The 16,069-nt window shown below is 68.2% G+C and carries 12 protein-coding genes and 1 tRNA gene; 5 read left to right on the top strand and 8 right to left on the bottom strand.

Annotated features, from left to right (window positions below; all coding sequences use genetic code 11):
* Positions 1 to 56: 56 nt before the first annotated feature.
* Together pepN and ACFRKB_RS02600 are read left to right on the top strand one after the other, a co-directional pair.
* On the top strand, positions 57 to 2,549 hold the full coding sequence (gene pepN, locus ACFRKB_RS02605; RefSeq protein WP_383102661.1) for an aminopeptidase N: 2,493 nt from the start codon (positions 57 to 59) through the stop codon (positions 2,547 to 2,549).
* Between the two features lie 235 nt (positions 2,550 to 2,784).
* Entirely contained in the window at positions 2,785 to 4,194 is a 1,410-nt protein-coding gene (locus tag ACFRKB_RS02600) for a lysine N(6)-hydroxylase/L-ornithine N(5)-oxygenase family protein (RefSeq protein ID WP_383102659.1), read from the top strand.
* 31 nt (positions 4,195 to 4,225) lie between these two features.
* Here the strand turns inward: ACFRKB_RS02600 and ACFRKB_RS02595 are convergent, their stop codons facing one another.
* Complete coding sequence (locus tag ACFRKB_RS02595; RefSeq protein WP_383102658.1) at positions 4,226 to 6,037, bottom strand: 5'-nucleotidase C-terminal domain-containing protein; 1,812 nt, start codon at positions 6,035 to 6,037, stop codon at positions 4,226 to 4,228.
* 213 nt (positions 6,038 to 6,250) lie between these two features.
* Here ACFRKB_RS02595 and ACFRKB_RS02590 point away from each other — a divergent pair, with 213 nt between their 5' ends.
* Positions 6,251 to 6,988, top strand: a complete 738-nt coding sequence (locus ACFRKB_RS02590) for an SIMPL domain-containing protein (RefSeq protein WP_383102656.1) — start codon at positions 6,251 to 6,253, stop codon at positions 6,986 to 6,988.
* A gap of 109 nt (positions 6,989 to 7,097) precedes the next feature.
* Entirely contained in the window at positions 7,098 to 8,531 is a 1,434-nt protein-coding gene (pyk, locus tag ACFRKB_RS02585) for a pyruvate kinase (RefSeq protein ID WP_383102655.1), read from the top strand.
* Positions 8,532 to 8,540: 9 nt separating this feature from the next.
* Here pyk and ACFRKB_RS02580 read toward each other — a convergent pair whose 3' ends face one another.
* Positions 8,541 to 9,332 (bottom strand): helix-turn-helix domain-containing protein, encoded by a 792-nt coding sequence (locus tag ACFRKB_RS02580; RefSeq protein ID WP_383102653.1) that lies wholly within the window; start codon positions 9,330 to 9,332, stop codon positions 8,541 to 8,543.
* Positions 9,333 to 9,441: 109 nt separating this feature from the next.
* Positions 9,442 to 9,516, bottom strand: a tRNA-Leu gene (locus ACFRKB_RS02575).
* A 100-nt stretch (positions 9,517 to 9,616) separates the two neighbouring features.
* Here ACFRKB_RS02575 and ACFRKB_RS02570 point away from each other — a divergent pair.
* Positions 9,617 to 10,276: an ANTAR domain-containing response regulator gene (locus tag ACFRKB_RS02570; protein ID WP_383102651.1), complete on the top strand. Its 660-nt coding sequence runs from the start codon at positions 9,617 to 9,619 to the stop codon at positions 10,274 to 10,276.
* An 81-nt stretch (positions 10,277 to 10,357) separates the two neighbouring features.
* On the opposite strand, the gene ACFRKB_RS02565 is transcribed toward ACFRKB_RS02570, so the two are convergent.
* From ACFRKB_RS02565 to ACFRKB_RS02545, 5 genes are all read right to left on the bottom strand, one after another.
* Complete coding sequence (locus ACFRKB_RS02565; protein ID WP_383102649.1) at positions 10,358 to 11,074, bottom strand: ABC transporter ATP-binding protein; 717 nt, start codon at positions 11,072 to 11,074, stop codon at positions 10,358 to 10,360.
* Positions 11,071 to 11,961 carry an ABC transporter ATP-binding protein gene (locus ACFRKB_RS02560; protein WP_383103257.1) on the bottom strand — a complete coding sequence of 297 codons (891 nt, stop codon included), beginning with the start codon at positions 11,959 to 11,961 and terminating at the stop codon, positions 11,071 to 11,073. Before ACFRKB_RS02560 ends, ACFRKB_RS02565 begins: the two co-directional genes overlap by 4 nt.
* Before the next feature lie 5 nt (positions 11,962 to 11,966).
* Positions 11,967 to 13,667: a branched-chain amino acid ABC transporter permease gene (locus ACFRKB_RS02555; protein ID WP_383102646.1), complete on the bottom strand. Its 1,701-nt coding sequence runs from the start codon at positions 13,665 to 13,667 to the stop codon at positions 11,967 to 11,969.
* Between the two features lie 5 nt (positions 13,668 to 13,672).
* Positions 13,673 to 14,605 (bottom strand): branched-chain amino acid ABC transporter permease, encoded by a 933-nt coding sequence (locus ACFRKB_RS02550; protein ID WP_365973949.1) that lies wholly within the window; start codon positions 14,603 to 14,605, stop codon positions 13,673 to 13,675.
* Between the two features lie 99 nt (positions 14,606 to 14,704).
* Complete coding sequence (locus ACFRKB_RS02545) at positions 14,705 to 15,934, bottom strand: branched-chain amino acid ABC transporter substrate-binding protein (protein ID WP_383102645.1); 1,230 nt, start codon at positions 15,932 to 15,934, stop codon at positions 14,705 to 14,707.
* Positions 15,935 to 16,069: the final 135 nt, after the last annotated feature.

Raw genomic sequence — 16,069 nt, 5'->3', positions numbered from 1 at the left:
CAGAGCGCAATGAACCCTGATGCGCCGCTCGCGGCACATCGGGCAGCATGGCCACCATGTCCGTACTGACGCGCGACGAAGCGCAGACCCGAGCCCAGTTCCTCGATGTCCACCGGTACACGATCGCACTCGATCTGACCACCGGCGAGGACACCTTCGACTCCCGCACCGTCATACAGTTCACCGCTCAGGCTGCCGGAGACACCTTCGTCGAACTCAAGCCAGCCAGCCTGCGCTCCGTCACGCTCGACGGCCGGCCCCTCGACCCGGCCGCGCTCGCCGGGAACCGGCTCCCGCTCACCGGGCTCACCGCCGGGGAACACGAGCTGCGCGTCGACGCCGCGATGCGGTACTCCCGTACCGGCGAGGGCATGCACCGCTTCACCGACCCCGCCGACGGCGAGACCTACGTCTACACCCAGCTCTTCATGGACGACGTCCAGCGGGTCTTCGCCGCCTTCGACCAGCCCGATCTCAAAGCCGTCTTCGAGCTGACCGTCACCGCGCCCGACGACTGGACCGTCCTCGGCAACGGCGTCGCCACCCGGACCGAAGGACGCCACTGGACCCTCGCCGCCACCCCGCTCATCTCCACCTACCTCGTCGCGGTCGCCGCGGGCCCCTGGCACTCCGTACGCACCGAACACGCCGGGCTGCCCTTCGGCATCCACTGCCGGCGCTCCCTCGCGCCCCATCTCGACGCCGACGCCGAGGAGATCCTCGACATCACCCGCGCCTGCTACGACCGGTACCACGAGAAGTTCACCGAGCCGTACCCCTTCGACTCGTACGACCAGGCCTTCGTGCCCGAGTTCAACGCCGGCGCCATGGAGAACCCCGGACTGGTCACCTTCCGCGACGAGTTCGTCTACCGCTCCGCCGTCACCGACACCGAGCGCCAGACCCGCGCCATGGTGATCGCCCACGAGATGGCCCACATGTGGTTCGGCGACCTGGTCACTCTCGCCTGGTGGGACGACATCTGGCTGAACGAGTCCTTCGCCGAGTACATGGGCTACCAGACCCTCACCGAAGCCACCCGCTTCACCGACACCTGGGTCGACTTCGGCATCGGCCGCAAGTCCTGGGGGTACGACGCCGACCAGCGGCCCTCCACCCACCCCGTCGCCCCCGACCCCGACGCCGTCCCCGACACCGCCTCCGCGCTGCTCAACTTCGACGGCATCTCCTACGCCAAGGGCGCCTCCGCGCTGCGCCAGCTCGTCGCCTGGCTCGGCGAGAAGGACTTCCTCGCCGGTATCAACACCCACTTCGCCCGGCACAAGTTCGCCAACGCCACCCTCGCCGACTTCATCGACTCCCTCGCCCACGCCACCGACCGCGACGTACACGCCTGGGCCGGGCAGTGGCTGCGCACCACCGGCGTCGACACCCTCACCCCCCGGATCTCCGGCACCGACACCGGCTGGACCCTCGATGTCGTACGCGACGGCAGCCGCCCGCACCGCGTCACCGTCGGCGCGTACGACCTCGACCCCGCCGACCCGGCCCGGCTGACCCGGCGCGACCTCCTCGCACTCGACCTGCCGCTGGCCGGGCCCGTCACCGCGGCCGGCCGCCGCCCCGCCCTCGTCGTCCTCAACGACGGCGATCTGACCTATGCCAAGGTCCGGCTCGACGCCGCGTCCTGGGACACCGCGCTGCGCGCACTCTCCGGCGTCCCCGACCCGCTCACCCGCACCGTCATCTGGAACGCCGCCCGCGACATGGTCCGCGACGGCGACCTCGCCCCCACCGCCTATCTGGACGCCGCCCGTGTCCAGCTGCCGCGTGAGACGGACCTCGCCGTCGTCCAGGGCGTCCTGGCCTTCGCCGCCATCCACCTCACCGACCGCTATCTGTCCGACACGGACCGGCCCGCCGCGCTCGCCACCCTCACCGCGATCTCCCGCGACCTGATCCGCCGCACCGAGGACGGCGAGGACCCCGGGCTGCGCCTCACCGCCGTACGCCACTTCATCGACGCCGCCACCCAGCCCGGCGCTCTCCAGGAATGGCTGGAATCCGGCAGTGTCCCCGGCGGCCCCGAGCTCGACCCCGAACTGCGCTGGCGCGTCCTCACCCGGCTCGCCGTCCTCGGCGCCGTCGACCCCGACGCCATCGACGCCGAACTGGCACGCGACCCCAGCGCCACCGGCCAGGAAGGCGCCGCCCGCTGCCACGCCGCCCTGCCCGACCCCGGGGCCAAGGCCCGCGCGTGGGCCACGCTCTTCGAGACCGACGACCTCTCCAACTACCTCTTCACCGCCACCGCCCAGGGCTTCTGGCAGCCCGAACAGGCCGCGCTGGTACGGGAGTACGTGCCCCGCTACTACGCCGACGCCGTCGCACTCGCCGACCGGCGCGGCCCGGCCATCGCCGACGCGGCGGGCCGCTACGCCTTCCCGCTGTACGCCGTCGACGAGGAGGCACTGCGCCTCGGCCGGACGTGCCTGGACAGCGCGGAGATGATCCCGGCGCTGCGCCGCAAGCTCGTCGACCAGCTCGACGACCTGCACCGGGCGCTGCGGGTGCGTACCGGCTCCTGACCGCTCCGCCGCCGGTCCACCGGTCCGGGACCGGCGGCCGATCCGCCCGTGATCCGGCGTACGCCTACACGCTCACCCGTGTCGCGCACGCCGGATCCACGAGCGTTTTCAGCCGACTTCCGGCGTCCTTCGCCAGGCGCCAATACCCCTCGCGGGCAGGCTCGTTGAGCTTCGTAGGCACCACCACCGACCCCGGACCCCCCGGTGCCCGACTCGTGGAAGGCAGCGCCCGCCGATGACCGCCCAGCCAACCGACCTCACCCAGCCCTGCGACCTGGTGGGTGTCGGCATCGGCCCGTTCAATCTCTCCCTCGCCGCACTCGCCGACGGAATCCGCGGCGGACTCGCCACCACCTTCTTCGACCAGAACCCCGTCTTCCGCTGGCACCCCGGCCTGCTCATCGAGGGCGCCAGCCTCCAGGTCCCCTTCCTCGCCGACCTGGTCACCCTCGCCAACCCCGCCAGCCCCTGGTCCTTCCTCAGCTATCTGCGGGCCCGCGACCGGCTCTTCCCCTTCTACTTCGCCGAGCGCTTCCACATCCAGCGCGCCGAGTACGACGCGTACTGCCGCTGGGTCAGCGAACAGCTCCCCGGGCTCCACTTCGGCCACCAGGTCGACGCGGTGCGCTGGAACCCCGAACGCGATCTGTTCGAAGTCGACTTCACCCAGCTCGACCAGGACGGCGAGGTCGAAGCCCTCGGCCGCGCCCACGCCCGCCATATCGCCCTCGGCATCGGCACCGAGCCGTATGTCCCCGACCCGCTCAAACCACTCGTCGAAGCCCCCGCCGCGCCGGTCATCCACTCCTCCGACTATCTCGGCCACCGCGACCGGCTGCTCGCCGCCGGACACATCACCGTCATCGGATCAGGACAGTCCGGCGCCGAGATCTTCCTCGACCTGCTGCGCGCCAGGCCCACCGGAGCCGAGCGGATCCACTGGCTGGCCCGCACCGAAGCCTTCGCGCCCATGGAGTACTCCAAGCTCGGCCTGGAACAGTTCACCCCCGACTACACCCGCTACTTCCACGCCCTGCCCGAGCATGTACGCGACGATCTGATCCCCCGGCAGTGGCAGCTCCACAAGGGCATCGACGCCGACACCATCGCCGCCATCCACGACGAGCTGTACCGGCGCACGCTGCACGGCGGCTGGCCCGACGCCGTCCTCACCCCCGGCGTCTCCGTCCGTACCGCGGGCCGCGTCGCCATGACCAAGATCGAACTCCATCTGGAACACGCCCAGCAGGCGTCCAGGTCCCGGCTCACCACCGACGCCGTCGTCCTCGCCACCGGCTACCGGGAGCGTCCGCTCGACCGGATCCTCGCCGGACTCGATCCGTATATGCGCCGGGACAGCTCGGGACGGCCCCGGATCGACCAGCACCACCGGATCACCCTGGACCCCGGAGTCACCGGCTCCGTCTACGTACAGAACGGTGAACGCCACACCCATGGCGTCGGCGCGCCCGACCTCGGGCTCGCGGCCTGGCGCGGCGCCACCATCCTCAACCACCTCACCGGCAAGGAGTCCTACCCCCTGCCCCGGCGCACCGCGTTCACCAGCTTCGGACTCGACGGACGGGACCGGACCCGCACGGTGCCCGCACCGAGGGGTCTGGTCCCGCTCACCGAAGTACGGTGACAGCAGCCGAAGCGCCTTGACGGCCAGTGGGTCAGAAGACCGGCGTGCCGTCCCGCGTCAGCTTCCAGTCCACCGAGGCGAACTGCGCCGGATCGACCGTCCCCGCCTTCTGTACCCACCCGATGATCGTGTTGCGGATCTCGTCCGAGTTGGCCCACAGCTGCTGCGCGGCGGCCACATGCGGGAAGTTCCCGCCGCCGCTCGCCCGGTAGTTGTTGACGGCCAGTACGAACTTCGCCGCCGGGTCCAGATCCTTGCCCTCGAACCTCAGGTTCACGATCCGCGACCCGGCCGGCTTCGCGATGTCGATCTCATACGTCAGACCGGACACCACGTCGTAGTTGTAGTCCGGCGTGTTGTTGGCGTTCGTCAGCTTCGACGTGTCCACCGGCGAGCCCGCCGCCGTCTGCACGTAATACCCCGCCGAGAACTCCAGATACGCCCTGATCTGCGCGCCGGTCAGGAGCCGCGCCTCCATCGTGTTCTCGAACGGGTACAGCCCCGCCGCGTCCTTGATGGTCACCTGGCCGGCCGGGATCGCCGCCGTGCGCGAGAAGCACGACGCCTGCGACAGCACCGGCAGCGCCGCCCACTCGCCGCCCGCCAGCGCCGCCTTCACCGTCTCCGTCTGCACATGGTTGATCAGATCGATGATCGGCTCGTCCTTCCACGGCGCGTCGACCGTGGACATGGCGGCCGTGGACGTACCGATCACCTGGTTGACGTAGGCCACGACCTTGCGGTGCTCATCGGAGAGCAGACCGGTGATCTTCTTGTCCTCGGGGACCGTGTTGGAGTTCAGGACCTGCGAGCCGACCTTCTCGACCGTCCAGGAGCCCCGCTCCCACACCAGATCGAAATCGAAGAGCGTCAGCCGCTGGCCCCACTTGAGCGGCTCGGACAGGACGACGTCCTTGCCCGTCTTCTTGTTGACCACCCGGCGCTCCGGGATCTCGGCGTGCGCGTGCCCGACCAGGATCGCGTCGATCCCCGGCACCTGCTCCGCCACCAGCGTCGCGGCGTTCTCCACATACGGCACCTGATCGCCGTACGAGGACGTCCCGCTCGTACCGGAGTGCGCGGAGACGATGACGACGTCCGCGCCCATCGAACGCAGCTTCGGCACCCACTTCGCGGCCTGCTCCTCCAGACCCGGGAACGTCATCTTGCCCTGGACGTTCGCCTTGTCCCAGATCGCGATGCCCGGGTTCGTCAGCCCGAGGATCGCGACCCGCACATCACGGCCGTACGGCGTGCGCAGCTTCTTGATCACATACGGCGCGAAAGCCGGCTTCAGGGTCTTCGCGTCCAGCGCGTTGGCACCGAGCAGCGGGAAATCGCACTGCTCCTCGAACTTCCGCAGCACCGGAATGCCGTAATTGAACTCGTGGTTGCCCAGCGCCGCCGCGTCATAGCCGATCGCGTTCATCGCCTGCGCCATCGGATGCACCGGACCGCGCTTGGCGGTGATCGGGTCGACCTTGGCGTAGTAGTACGACAGCTGGGTGCCCTGAATGGTGTCACCCGCGTCGATCAGCAGCGTGTTCTGGCGGCCCTTCTCCTTACGGATCCGGTCGACCAGCGTGGAGATCTTGGCCAGGCCGACATCATTGTGAGCGGAGTCGTCGAACTCCTTGTCGGTGAAGTAGTCCCAGTTGAAGACATTGCCATGCAGATCGGTGGTCCCCAGCACGGTGAACGAGTACCGCTTGGGCGGACGTCCGGTGACGGGACCATGAGCCTGGCCGGTGGCCTCCGCCGGGACGGTCGCGCCGCCCACCAGCGCCACACCCGCGCCGGCGACAGCCGAACTGCCCAGGAACGTCCTACGGTTCAGCGGCATTTCCTTCTCTTCTCCCTCGGAACATTGCACAACGCGCGTAGATTCTGGCTCAAACGCGACGTCCGCAACACCCCCACAGGGTTTCGATCAGATGACTGCCGGTTGTCGTACGGCGCTACAGCACCCGACTGTCGTACCCGGGTGCGAGAGTGGAGCCGAAGGTGTACGTGCAGTCGCGGTTGCAGCCGCAGCCGTCCAACGAGGGAGCCGCCCGTGACCACCGCCGACGTACCGACCCCCGCCGCGCCCTACGGCACGCCCGAGACGCCGAGGGTCGCCGTCCGCGGCGAAGCGCGGCTGGAGGTCGACCCGGAGATCGCCAGGATCGGCATCGCCGTCAGCGCGCGCGGCACCGACCGGCGCACCGCCCTCGACGACCTCACCCGCCGCAACGGAGAAGTCCTCGCGCTCGTCAAGTCCTACGGCGACGCCGTCGAGAAGCTGGAGACCGGCGCGTTCTCCATCAGCCCCGAACTCGCCAAGCACGGCCGCGGCGAACGTATCCGCGCGTACCACGGCCGGGTTCATCTCACCGCCGAACTGGCCGACTTCACCGCTCTGGGTGAACTCACCACCCGTCTCGCCGACCTCGAACTGACCCGTGTCAGCGGCCCCTGGTGGGCCCTGCGCCCCGACTCGCCGGCCCACGGCAACGCCCGGCGCCAGGCCGTACGGGAAGCCGTCCAGCGCGCCCGCGAGTACGCCGAAGCCCTCGGCGCCCAGCTCGCCGCGCTGGTCGAGCTGGCCGACCTCGGCGCGGAGAACACCGCCGCGTACGGACAGCCCGCCCCGCCCGGCGGCCTGCGCAGCCGCAGCGCCTACGGGGGCGCGGGATCGGCCGAGGCGGCGCCGGCGCTCGATCTCGAACCACAGCGCCAGACCGTCTATGCCCAGGTGAACGCGCGCTTCACGATGACCCCACCGGATCTGACGCCGAAGAAATGCTCATAGGAGCGCCCACGCGCCCATTCAACACTTGTCAATAACCTTTCACGCAACGGTTGTTGAGTAGTCATGCAGCGCCAATTCCCTACCGGTCGGTAAGCTCTAGGCTCGATATATGCGCCGAGCAAAGATCGTTTGTACCCTGGGGCCCGCCACCGACTCGTACGACCAGATCAAGGCACTGGTCGAAGCCGGAATGGACGTCGCCAGACTCAACCTCAGCCACGGCACCTACGCCGAGCACGAGGAGCGCTATCAGCGCGTGCGGGAAGCCGCGGAAGAAACCGGCCGCAGCGTCGGAATCCTCGCCGACCTTCAAGGTCCGAAGATCCGGCTCGGCCGGTTCCGCGAAGGACCCGTACTCCTTGAACGCGGCGACGAATTCACCATCACCGTCGAACCCCTCGAAGGCGACCGCCACACCTGCGGCACGACCTACGAAGGACTCGCCGCTGACGTCACCACCGGGGAGCGCATCCTCGTGGACGACGGCAAAGTCACCCTCGAAGTCACCTCCGTCGACGGACCCCGCGTCCACACCCTCGTCATCGAGGGCGGCATGGTCTCCGACAACAAGGGCCTCAACCTCCCCGGCGTCGCCGTCTCCGTCCCCGCACTCTCCGACAAGGACGTCGAGGACCTCCGCTGGGCGCTGCGCGCCGGCGCCGACGCCATCGCGCTCTCCTTCGTACGCAGCGGCGACGACATCAACGACGTCCACCGCATCATGGACGAGGAGCGCCGCCGGGTCCCCGTGATCGCCAAGATCGAGAAGCCGCAGGCCGTCGAGAACATCGACGACATCGTGGCCGCCTTCGACGGCATCATGGTCGCCCGGGGCGACCTCGGCGTCGAAATGCCCCTCGAACAGGTGCCGATCGTCCAGAAGCGCGCCATCAAACTGGCCCGGCGCAACGCCAAGCCGGTCATCGTCGCCACCCAGATGCTCGACTCGATGATCGACAACTCCCGCCCGACCCGCGCCGAGGCGTCCGACGTGGCCAACGCGGTGATCGACGGCACGGACGCGGTGATGCTCTCCGGCGAGACCAGCGTCGGCAAGTACCCCATCGAGACGGTCAAGACCATGGGCCGCATCGTCGAGGCCGCCGAGGAAGACCTCCTCGCCAAGGGCCTCCCCCCGATCACGGAGAGCAGCAAGCCCCGCACCCAGGGCGGCGCGGTGGCCCGCGCGGCGGCCGAGATGGGCGACTTCCTCGGTGCGAAGTTCCTGGTCGCCTTCACCCAGTCCGGCGACACGGTCAAGCGCCTCTCCCGCTACCGCTCCCCGATCCCCCTGCTCGCCTTCACCCCGGACCCGGCCACCCGCGCCCAGCTGAACCTCACATGGGGCGTGGAAGCCTTCCTCGGCCCGCACGTCGACTCGACGGACGCGATGGTCGCCCAGGTGGACGACCAGCTCCTGAAGATCGGCCGCTGCGACAAGGGCGACATCGTCGTCATCACGGCGGGCTCCCCGCCGGGAGTCGCGGGCTCCACGAACCTGGTGCGCGTACACCACATCGGCGAGGACGACAGCCCGAAGTAGTCGGGGGCGTCAGTACTTGGACCCGATGCGCGCGTCCATGAGGGCGACGGACGCGCGCTTGGCGATGGAGATGTTCTGGACGCTGCGGCGCTGGTTGGTGTGCCTCCACTCGACGCCGACGGCATCTAGGGTGTCCGTGAAGAGCCGCAGGATGTCGGCGGAGGCGTTGGAGAAGAAGTAGCGCGGGTACTCGTACCGCTTGCGTTCGCCGCCGATGATCTTCTCGGTCCAATTGGTGATGCGACAGCCGTCGGAGTGGATCAGGCCGCGTATGAACTCCCACGGGTGCGCGTCGACGATGTCCTGCTGCCAGGCCGCCAGTTCGATCTTCCGCTCGTGCTTCTTGCCAGGGCCGCTCTGGGGGAACAGGCAGGGAAGGTGTTTGAAGTAGACCTTGATGTTCTGGCAGCCCTCGCGCTGCTGGCGACAGATGGCGTTGTTCGGGAACACGGCCCTCAGGGCCGCCTCCGCCGCGTCCTGTAATCCTGGCCACGCATCGTCCATGGTGACCAGCAGGCTCGGGACTCTGTGCTTGACGTAGTGGCTGATGTGGCCGTCGCCGAGATACAGCCCCAGCACATACGAGTAGGCGACTTTGTCGAGCGGGCGGTCACCGCAGATGGGGCAGAGCAGCGAAGGGCGCGGTGGGACGGGCTCTACGCGCTTCCTGCGGTCTTCGTGGCGCCACCAGCCGACCGTTCCACGGGGTACGTTGAGCCGTTCGGCCACGACTCGATTGGGGATGCCCCGCCTCAAGAGGGCGAGCGCTTCGTCGCGAATCGAAGGGTTGTGCGGTTCCATGGCGCGAGTCTCGCCGGATCTTTGCCGCCCGTGTGGGGTATCGGGATGCGTTCACTATGAAGAGTGAAGATCGCCAGCCCAGTGATCCACCTTGGAATCAAAGGAAAAGTGCCCCGGGTGGGACTCGAACCCACACTGAATGCTGTTTGAGAGCATTGCCTGCTACCGATTGGGCTACCGGGGCTCACGGAATCAAAGGTTTTGCCAGACCCGCTGCACGACCACAATACCGCAGCTCGGTAGGCTCATGGGGAGCAGCACCCTGTCTGGAACGAGGAGCCCCCGTGACCGCCCCCGAGTCGCCCCAGCCCGTCGACGATGACGACAAGTCGCACGTTCCGCCGCTGACGACGCGTGTCGTCATCGCCGAGGACGAGGCGCTGATCCGTCTCGATCTCAAGGAGATGCTTGAGGAAGAGGGTTATTCGGTCGTCGGCGAGGCCGGTGACGGTGAGCGGGCCGTGGAGCTCGCGCGGGAGCATCGGCCGGATCTGGTGATCCTGGATGTGAAGATGCCCGTCCTGGACGGGATCTCCGCGGCCGAGAGGATCGCCGAGGAGTCCATCGCGCCGGTGCTGATGCTGACCGCGTTCTCGCAGCGGGATCTGGTGGAGCGGGCGCGGGACGCGGGGGCGATGGCGTATCTCGTGAAGCCGTTCAGCAAGAGTGATGTGGTGCCGGCCATCGAGATGGCGGTGTCGCGGTTCACGGAGCTGAAGACGCTGGAGCGGGAGGTCGCGGATCTGACGCTGCGACTGGAGACGCGGAAGCTGGTGGACCGGGCGAAGTCGGTGCTGCAGACGCAGTACGGGCTGACGGAGCCGGCGGCGTTCCGGTGGATCCAGAAGACGTCGATGGACCGCCGGATGTCGATGCAGCAGGTGGCGGAGGCGGTCATCGAGGACGCGGCGGAGAAGAAGGCGGCGAAGGGCGGCGGCCAGTAGGCCCGCGGCTCTCACCGTACGCACCTACGTCAGGAGGCCCGCCCCGTTTCTCTCGGGGCGGGCCTCCTGACGTATGCGGGGTCAGTCCTCGCCGAGGTACGCCTTGCGTACGGATTCGTCGTGCAGCAGGTCCTGGCCGGTGCCGGAGAGGACGATGCTGCCGATCTCCATGACATGGCCCTGGTCGGCGAGGGAGAGCGCCGCCTGGGCGTTCTGTTCGACGAGCAGGATCGTCGTGCCCTGCTGGCGCAGCTCGACGATGGTCTCCATGATCTTCTGCATCATGATCGGGGAGAGGCCCATGGAGGGCTCGTCCAGCATGAGCAGCTTGGGCTGGGACATCAGCGCGCGTCCCATGGCGAGCATTTGCTGTTCGCCGCCGGAGAGGGTGCCCGCGGCCTGCTTCCGTCGTTCGCCCAGGATGGGGAAGAGGTCGTAGGCGCGCTGGATGTCCTTCTCGATCCCGGCCTTGTCGGTCCGGAGGAACGCTCCGAGCTGGAGGTTCTCCGTGATGGTGAGCCGGGGGAAGATATGCCGGCCTTCGGGGGAGTGGGCGAGGCCCAGCGCGACGATCTTGTGCGCGGGGACTCCCGAGAGGGGCTTCCCGTCGAAGGTGATGCGCCCGCCGGAGGGCTTGAGGAGCCCGGAGAGGGTGCGCAGGGTGGTGGTCTTGCCCGCGCCGTTGGTGCCGATGAGGGTAACGACCTGGCCGGCTTCGACGCTGAAGGAGATGCCCTTGACCGCCTCGATCTTGCCGTAGGCGACTTTGAGGTCTTCGACCTCCAGGAGTGCGGTCACTTCGCGTCCCCTTCCGAACCGGTGGTGCTGGTGTCGCGGTGCGCGTCCGCTTCGGCCGCCTCGACTTCGGCGACTTCCTCGGCGCCGGGGGCGCCTTCGAAGGGGGTGCCGAGGTAGGCGGCGATGACGCGTTCGTCGCCCTGGACGACTTCCGCGGTGCCTTCGACGAGTTTCTCGCCCTGGACGAGGCAGGCGACGCGGTCGCAGAGGTTGAAGATGAAGCGCATGTCGTGCTCGATGACGAGTACGGCGATGCCCTGGTCGCGGATGGCGAAGACGAGGTCTTCGGTGACGCGGGTTTCCTGCGGGTTCATTCCGGCGGTGGGCTCGTCGAGGAGCAGCAGGCCGGGTTCGCTGGCGAGGGCGCGCGCGATTTCGAGCTTGCGCTGTTCGCCGTAGGGGAGGTTGCGGGCGAGGTGGTCGGCCTTGTGCTGGAGGCCGATGAATTCGAGGAGTTCCATGGCGCGCTCATGGGAGGCGGCTTCGGCCTTCTTGAAGCCGGGGCCGCGCAGGAGTGCGGACCAGAGGCCTTCCTTGGTCCTGGTGTGGCGTCCGACGAGGACGTTCTCCAGGACGGTCATGTTGGAGAAGAGCCTGATGTTCTGGAAGGTGCGCGCGATGCCCGCCTGGGTGACCAGGTGGGGTTTGGGCGGCAGGACGGTGCCCTTGTAGCTGACCCTGCCTTCGGTGGGTACGTAGAGCCCGGTGAGGCAGTTGAAGAAGGTGGTCTTGCCGGCGCCGTTGGGGCCGATGAGACCGACGATCTCGCCGCTGCTGACCTGGAGGTCGACGGAGCGTACGGCGGTGAGTCCGCCGAAGCGCATGGTGACGCCGCTGGCGTCGAGCACGGTGGTCTTGGTGCTTGTGCTCGTGGTCGTGGTGGTCATGTCGTTCACGCCCCCGCCTTGGCGGTGCTGACGCCCGCGCCGGGTTTGTCGTCGGGTACGTCGAGCTGGCCGGTCTCGTGGAATTCGAGCTGTGCGCGCCGGTTGGCGATGAGTCCTTCGGGGCGGAAGCGCATGAGGAGGATGAGCGCGATTCCGAAGCCGAGGAGCTGGTAGTCCTGGAGGAACTGGAGCTTCGCCGGGATGAGGTAGAGCAGCGAGGCGCCGATGAGGGGGCCGGTGATGGTGCCCATGCCGCCGAGGATGACGGCGGCGAGCAGGAAGGCGGAGTTCGGCGGGACCGGGCCGGCGAAGACGTACATCTCGGGGACCACGGTGTGCTGGACGTGCGCCTGTACGGTGCCGGCGAGGCCGGCGAGGGTGGCGCCGAGGGCGAAGGCGATGAGTTTGACGCGGAAGCCGTTGATGCCCATGGCGGTGGCGGCGGTCTCGTCCTCGCGGATGGCGACCCAGGCGCGGCCGATACGGGAGTTGCCCGCGCGGCTGAAGACGATCACCACGAGGATCATGGCGAGCAGCATCAGCAGGTAGTAGTTGGCGTAGGAGCCGAGTTCGATGCCGAGGACGGTGTGGGATTCGCCGAAGTTGTACCCGAAGAAGTTGAGGTCGGGGATGTTCGGGACACCGTTGGGGCCGTTGGTGATGCGGGGGCCGGAGACTCCGTCGAGGTTGCCGACGGCGATACGGAAGATCTCTCCGAAGCCGAGGGTCACGATGGCGAGATAGTCGCCGCGCAGCCGCAGGGTGGGCGCGCCGATGAGGACGCCGAAGACCAGTGAGACGACGGCGCCGGTGAGGACGGCGGCCCAGAACGGGAAGTGCACATCGAAGACGGACGCGGTGGTTCCGGAGACGAGGGCGGCCGTGTAGGCGCCGACGCCGAGGAACGCGACGTATCCGAGGTCGAGGAGGCCGGCGAGGCCGACGACGATGTTCAGTCCGAGGGCGACGGTCGCGAAGATGAGGATGTTGACCGCGATCAGGGTGAACTGGTCGGTGCTCTGGGTGAAGGGGAAGGCCGCGGCGGCGACGAACGCGGCCGAGACGGCGATCATCCGGTACTTGGTGGTGAGCCCGTTGAGGCGGGCGATGAGGCCGGCCTTGAAGAGCGCGGTGGCGGCGAAGCCGACGGTGAGCAGGTAGCCGGTGAAGAGTTCGGCGTACTCGGTGTCGATGCCGTAGGTGAAGACGAAGAGCCCGATGGCGAACGCGGCGACGATGATCAGGATCTCTGCCCAGGAGGCGAGTTCCTTGGGCCGCGTGGCCTTGCGGGTGTCGTCGGGGAGCAGGAAGGCCGCGACGACGGGGATGACGGTGGCGACCGCCGCGACGAATCCGCCGGGTTCGAGGTTGACGATGCCGCCGAGTTCGACCGCGATGGCGATGACGGTGAACCAGGTGGTGGCCAGGGCGCCGAGGGCGAACAGCTGGAGCGCCTTGGTGGAGCCGGTGGGGGTGAGCCAGCGCAGACCCTTGACGCCGAGTGCGGACAGCGCGAAGAGCGCGATGAGCAGCCCGGCGGTGAGGGTGAGGACCTGGAGGCCGCCCGGGTAGCCGTAGACGGTGAGGTCGCCGGGGAACTCGGTGGTGTAGGTCCAGGAGAGGAAGGTGCTGGCCACGGTGGCGATGCCGCCGGCGAGGGCGAGTACGCGCAGCTGCGTGGTGCGGGAGGAGGCTGTGTCGGTCATAGTTCTCACGCCCGATCCGCGACGCGCTCACCGAGCAGGCCCTGTGGCCTGACGAGGAGTACGACGATGAGAAGTACGAACGCCCAGACGTTGGCCCAGGCGCCGCCGCCGAGCTGCTGCATGCCGGGGATTTCCTCGATGTAGGCGATCGACATGGCTTCGGCGAGGCCGAGGACGACGCCGCCGACCATGGCTCCGTAGATGTTGCCGATGCCTCCGAGGACGGCGGCGGTGAACGCCTTGAGTCCGAGGAGGAAGCCCATCTCGAAGTTGATCTGGCCCTTGTCGAGTCCGTAGGCGACCGCGGCGACCGCGGCGAAGGCGGCGCCGATGGCGAAGGCCATCACGATGATGCGGTCGGTGTTGATGCCCATGAGCTTGGCGGTGTCCCGGTCCTGGGACGTGGCCTGCATGGCGCGTCCGCTGCGGCTCTTGGAGACGAAGACGCCGAGGGCGAGCATGCACAGGGGGGCGAGGACGAAGATGAAGGCGTCGGCCCGCTGGATGTAGAGGTTGTCCGTCAGCTGGAAGGACTCACCCTTGAATTCGGGAAAGCTGACGGCCTTCTTGGCGTCGGGGTAGAAGGCCCAGATGAGCTGCTGCAGTGTGATGGACAGGCCGATCGCGGTGATCAGCGGCGCGAGCCTGGGCGCTCCGCGCAGGGGGCGGTAGGCGAAGCGTTCGGCGGCGGTGGCCACGACCACCGCGGCTATGGCGCCGCCTATGATCATGAGCGGGATCGCCACCACCAGGGAGGTTCCGCCAGGGAGCCAGGTGTAGGTGGTGAGGGCGCCGAAGCCCCCGATCATGAAGATCTCGCCATGGGCGAAGTTGATGAGCTGGACGATGCCGTAGACCATGGTGTACCCGATGGCGATCAAGCCGTAAAGGGCACCGAGGGCAAGGCCGTTGGCCAGCTGTTGCGGCAGTTCGTTCACCGCAGGGCCTCCGATGAGCGTGTCGGATATGACACCGCGCGAGGGCGCTGTTGCGCCCTCGCGCGGTCCGGTCGTGTTGTGGGGGCTGCGTCCGGGAGGTCAGTCCTGGAACGTGGCGCTCTTGACGTCCTTCCAGGTACCGCCTTCGACCTTGTACACGGTGAGCTGCTTGTTGGTGGTGTCGCCGTACTCGTCGAAGGAGACCTTGCCGGTCACACCGTCGAAGCTGACCTTGCTGGTGGCCTCGACGACCTGCTTGCGGGCGTCGTCGGGGAGCTTGCCGTCGTTGGCGGCGACGACGGCCTTGACGGCCTGGATGATCGTCCAGCCGGCGTCGTACGAGTAACCGCCGTAGGCCGCGTACGGGTCCTTGTAGCCGCCGGCCGCGTAGTCGGCGATGAACTTCTTGGCGGTGTCGAGCTTCTCCACGGGGTAGCCGATGGAGGTGGCGAAGTCGCCGTCGTTGGACTCACCGGAGGCCGAGATGAAGTTCGGGTCGTAGATGCCGTCGCCACCCATGGTGGGGATCTTGGCGCCCGTCTTCTTGATCTGGTCGGAGAGCAGTCCGCCCTCGGGGTACTGGCCACCGAAGTAGACGGAGTCGGCGCCCGCGGCCTTGACCTTGTCGGCGGTGGAGGAGAAGTCGGTCTCCTTGACCGTGACGTGGTCGGTGCCGACGACGGTGCCGCCGAGGCGCTTGAACTCCTCGGAGAAGATGGAGGCGAGGCCGGCGCCGTAGGTCTGCTTGTCGTCGACGACGAAGACCTTCCGCTTCTTGGCGTCGTTGTAGTAGTACTGCGCGGCGAACTTGCCCTGGACGACGTCCGTGGCGGCCGTGCGGAAGTACGACGCGAAGGGACGCTTGAGGTCGCCCTTGGCCCAGTTGTCGCCCTGGCTCAGCGACGGGTTGGTGTTGGCGGGGGAGACCTGGAGCAGGTTGGCGGAGTTGAAGACGCCCTGCATCGACTGGGCGACGCCGGAGTTCAGCGGGCCGACGACGCCGAGGACGTCCTTGTTGCCGACGAGCTTGGTGGCGTTGGCCTGGCCGGAGGCCGGGACGGCCTGGTCGTCGAGGGCCTCGATCTTGAACTCGACGCCGGGGACCTCGTTGGTCTTGTTCGCGGTCTTGGCGGCGAGGTCGACCGAGTTCTTGATGCCCTGGCCGAGCGCGGACAGCGATCCGGTGAGCGGCGCGTCGACACCGATGACGACGGTTATCTTGTCGCTTCCCCCGGTGCTCTTGCCTTCGTCGCGAGATCCACAGGCGGTGAGTGTGAGTGCTCCCGTGGTGATCACGGTGGTGAGGATGAGCAAGGAACGGTGTCGCACGATGAATCCTTTCCCTGGCGCGGCCTCCTCTGCTGAGGTGCCGTTCGCGTTCGCCGGGCCGCTCCGGCGGGTAGGTGGAGCGAGCCGAACGCCTGTCCGGCGGCGCGGTGACTGGCCGTGACTCTAAGCGCAGGT

Source organism: Streptomyces scopuliridis (assembly GCF_042790125.1).
In the GTDB taxonomy this organism is placed as follows: domain Bacteria; phylum Actinomycetota; class Actinomycetes; order Streptomycetales; family Streptomycetaceae; genus Streptomyces; species Streptomyces scopuliridis_A.
This window is presented reverse-complemented; position numbering and strand designations above follow the sequence as displayed.

Bases quoted from the DNA above. Each gene is read 5' to 3' on its own strand.
- ACFRKB_RS02600 (WP_383102659.1), top strand. From the start codon at position 2,785: ATGACCGCCCAGCCAACCGACCTCACCCAGCCCTGCGACCTGGTGGGT.
- ACFRKB_RS02580 (WP_383102653.1), bottom strand. From the start codon at position 9,332: ATGGAACCGCACAACCCTTCGATTCGCGACGAAGCGCTCGCCCTCTTG.
- ACFRKB_RS02595 (WP_383102658.1), bottom strand. From the start codon at position 6,037: ATGCCGCTGAACCGTAGGACGTTCCTGGGCAGTTCGGCTGTCGCCGGC.
- ACFRKB_RS02555 (WP_383102646.1), bottom strand. From the start codon at position 13,667: ATGACCGACACAGCCTCCTCCCGCACCACGCAGCTGCGCGTACTCGCC.
- pepN (WP_383102661.1), top strand. From the start codon at position 57: ATGTCCGTACTGACGCGCGACGAAGCGCAGACCCGAGCCCAGTTCCTC.
- pyk (WP_383102655.1), top strand. From the start codon at position 7,098: ATGCGCCGAGCAAAGATCGTTTGTACCCTGGGGCCCGCCACCGACTCG.
- ACFRKB_RS02560 (WP_383103257.1), bottom strand. From the start codon at position 11,961: ATGACCACCACGACCACGAGCACAAGCACCAAGACCACCGTGCTCGAC.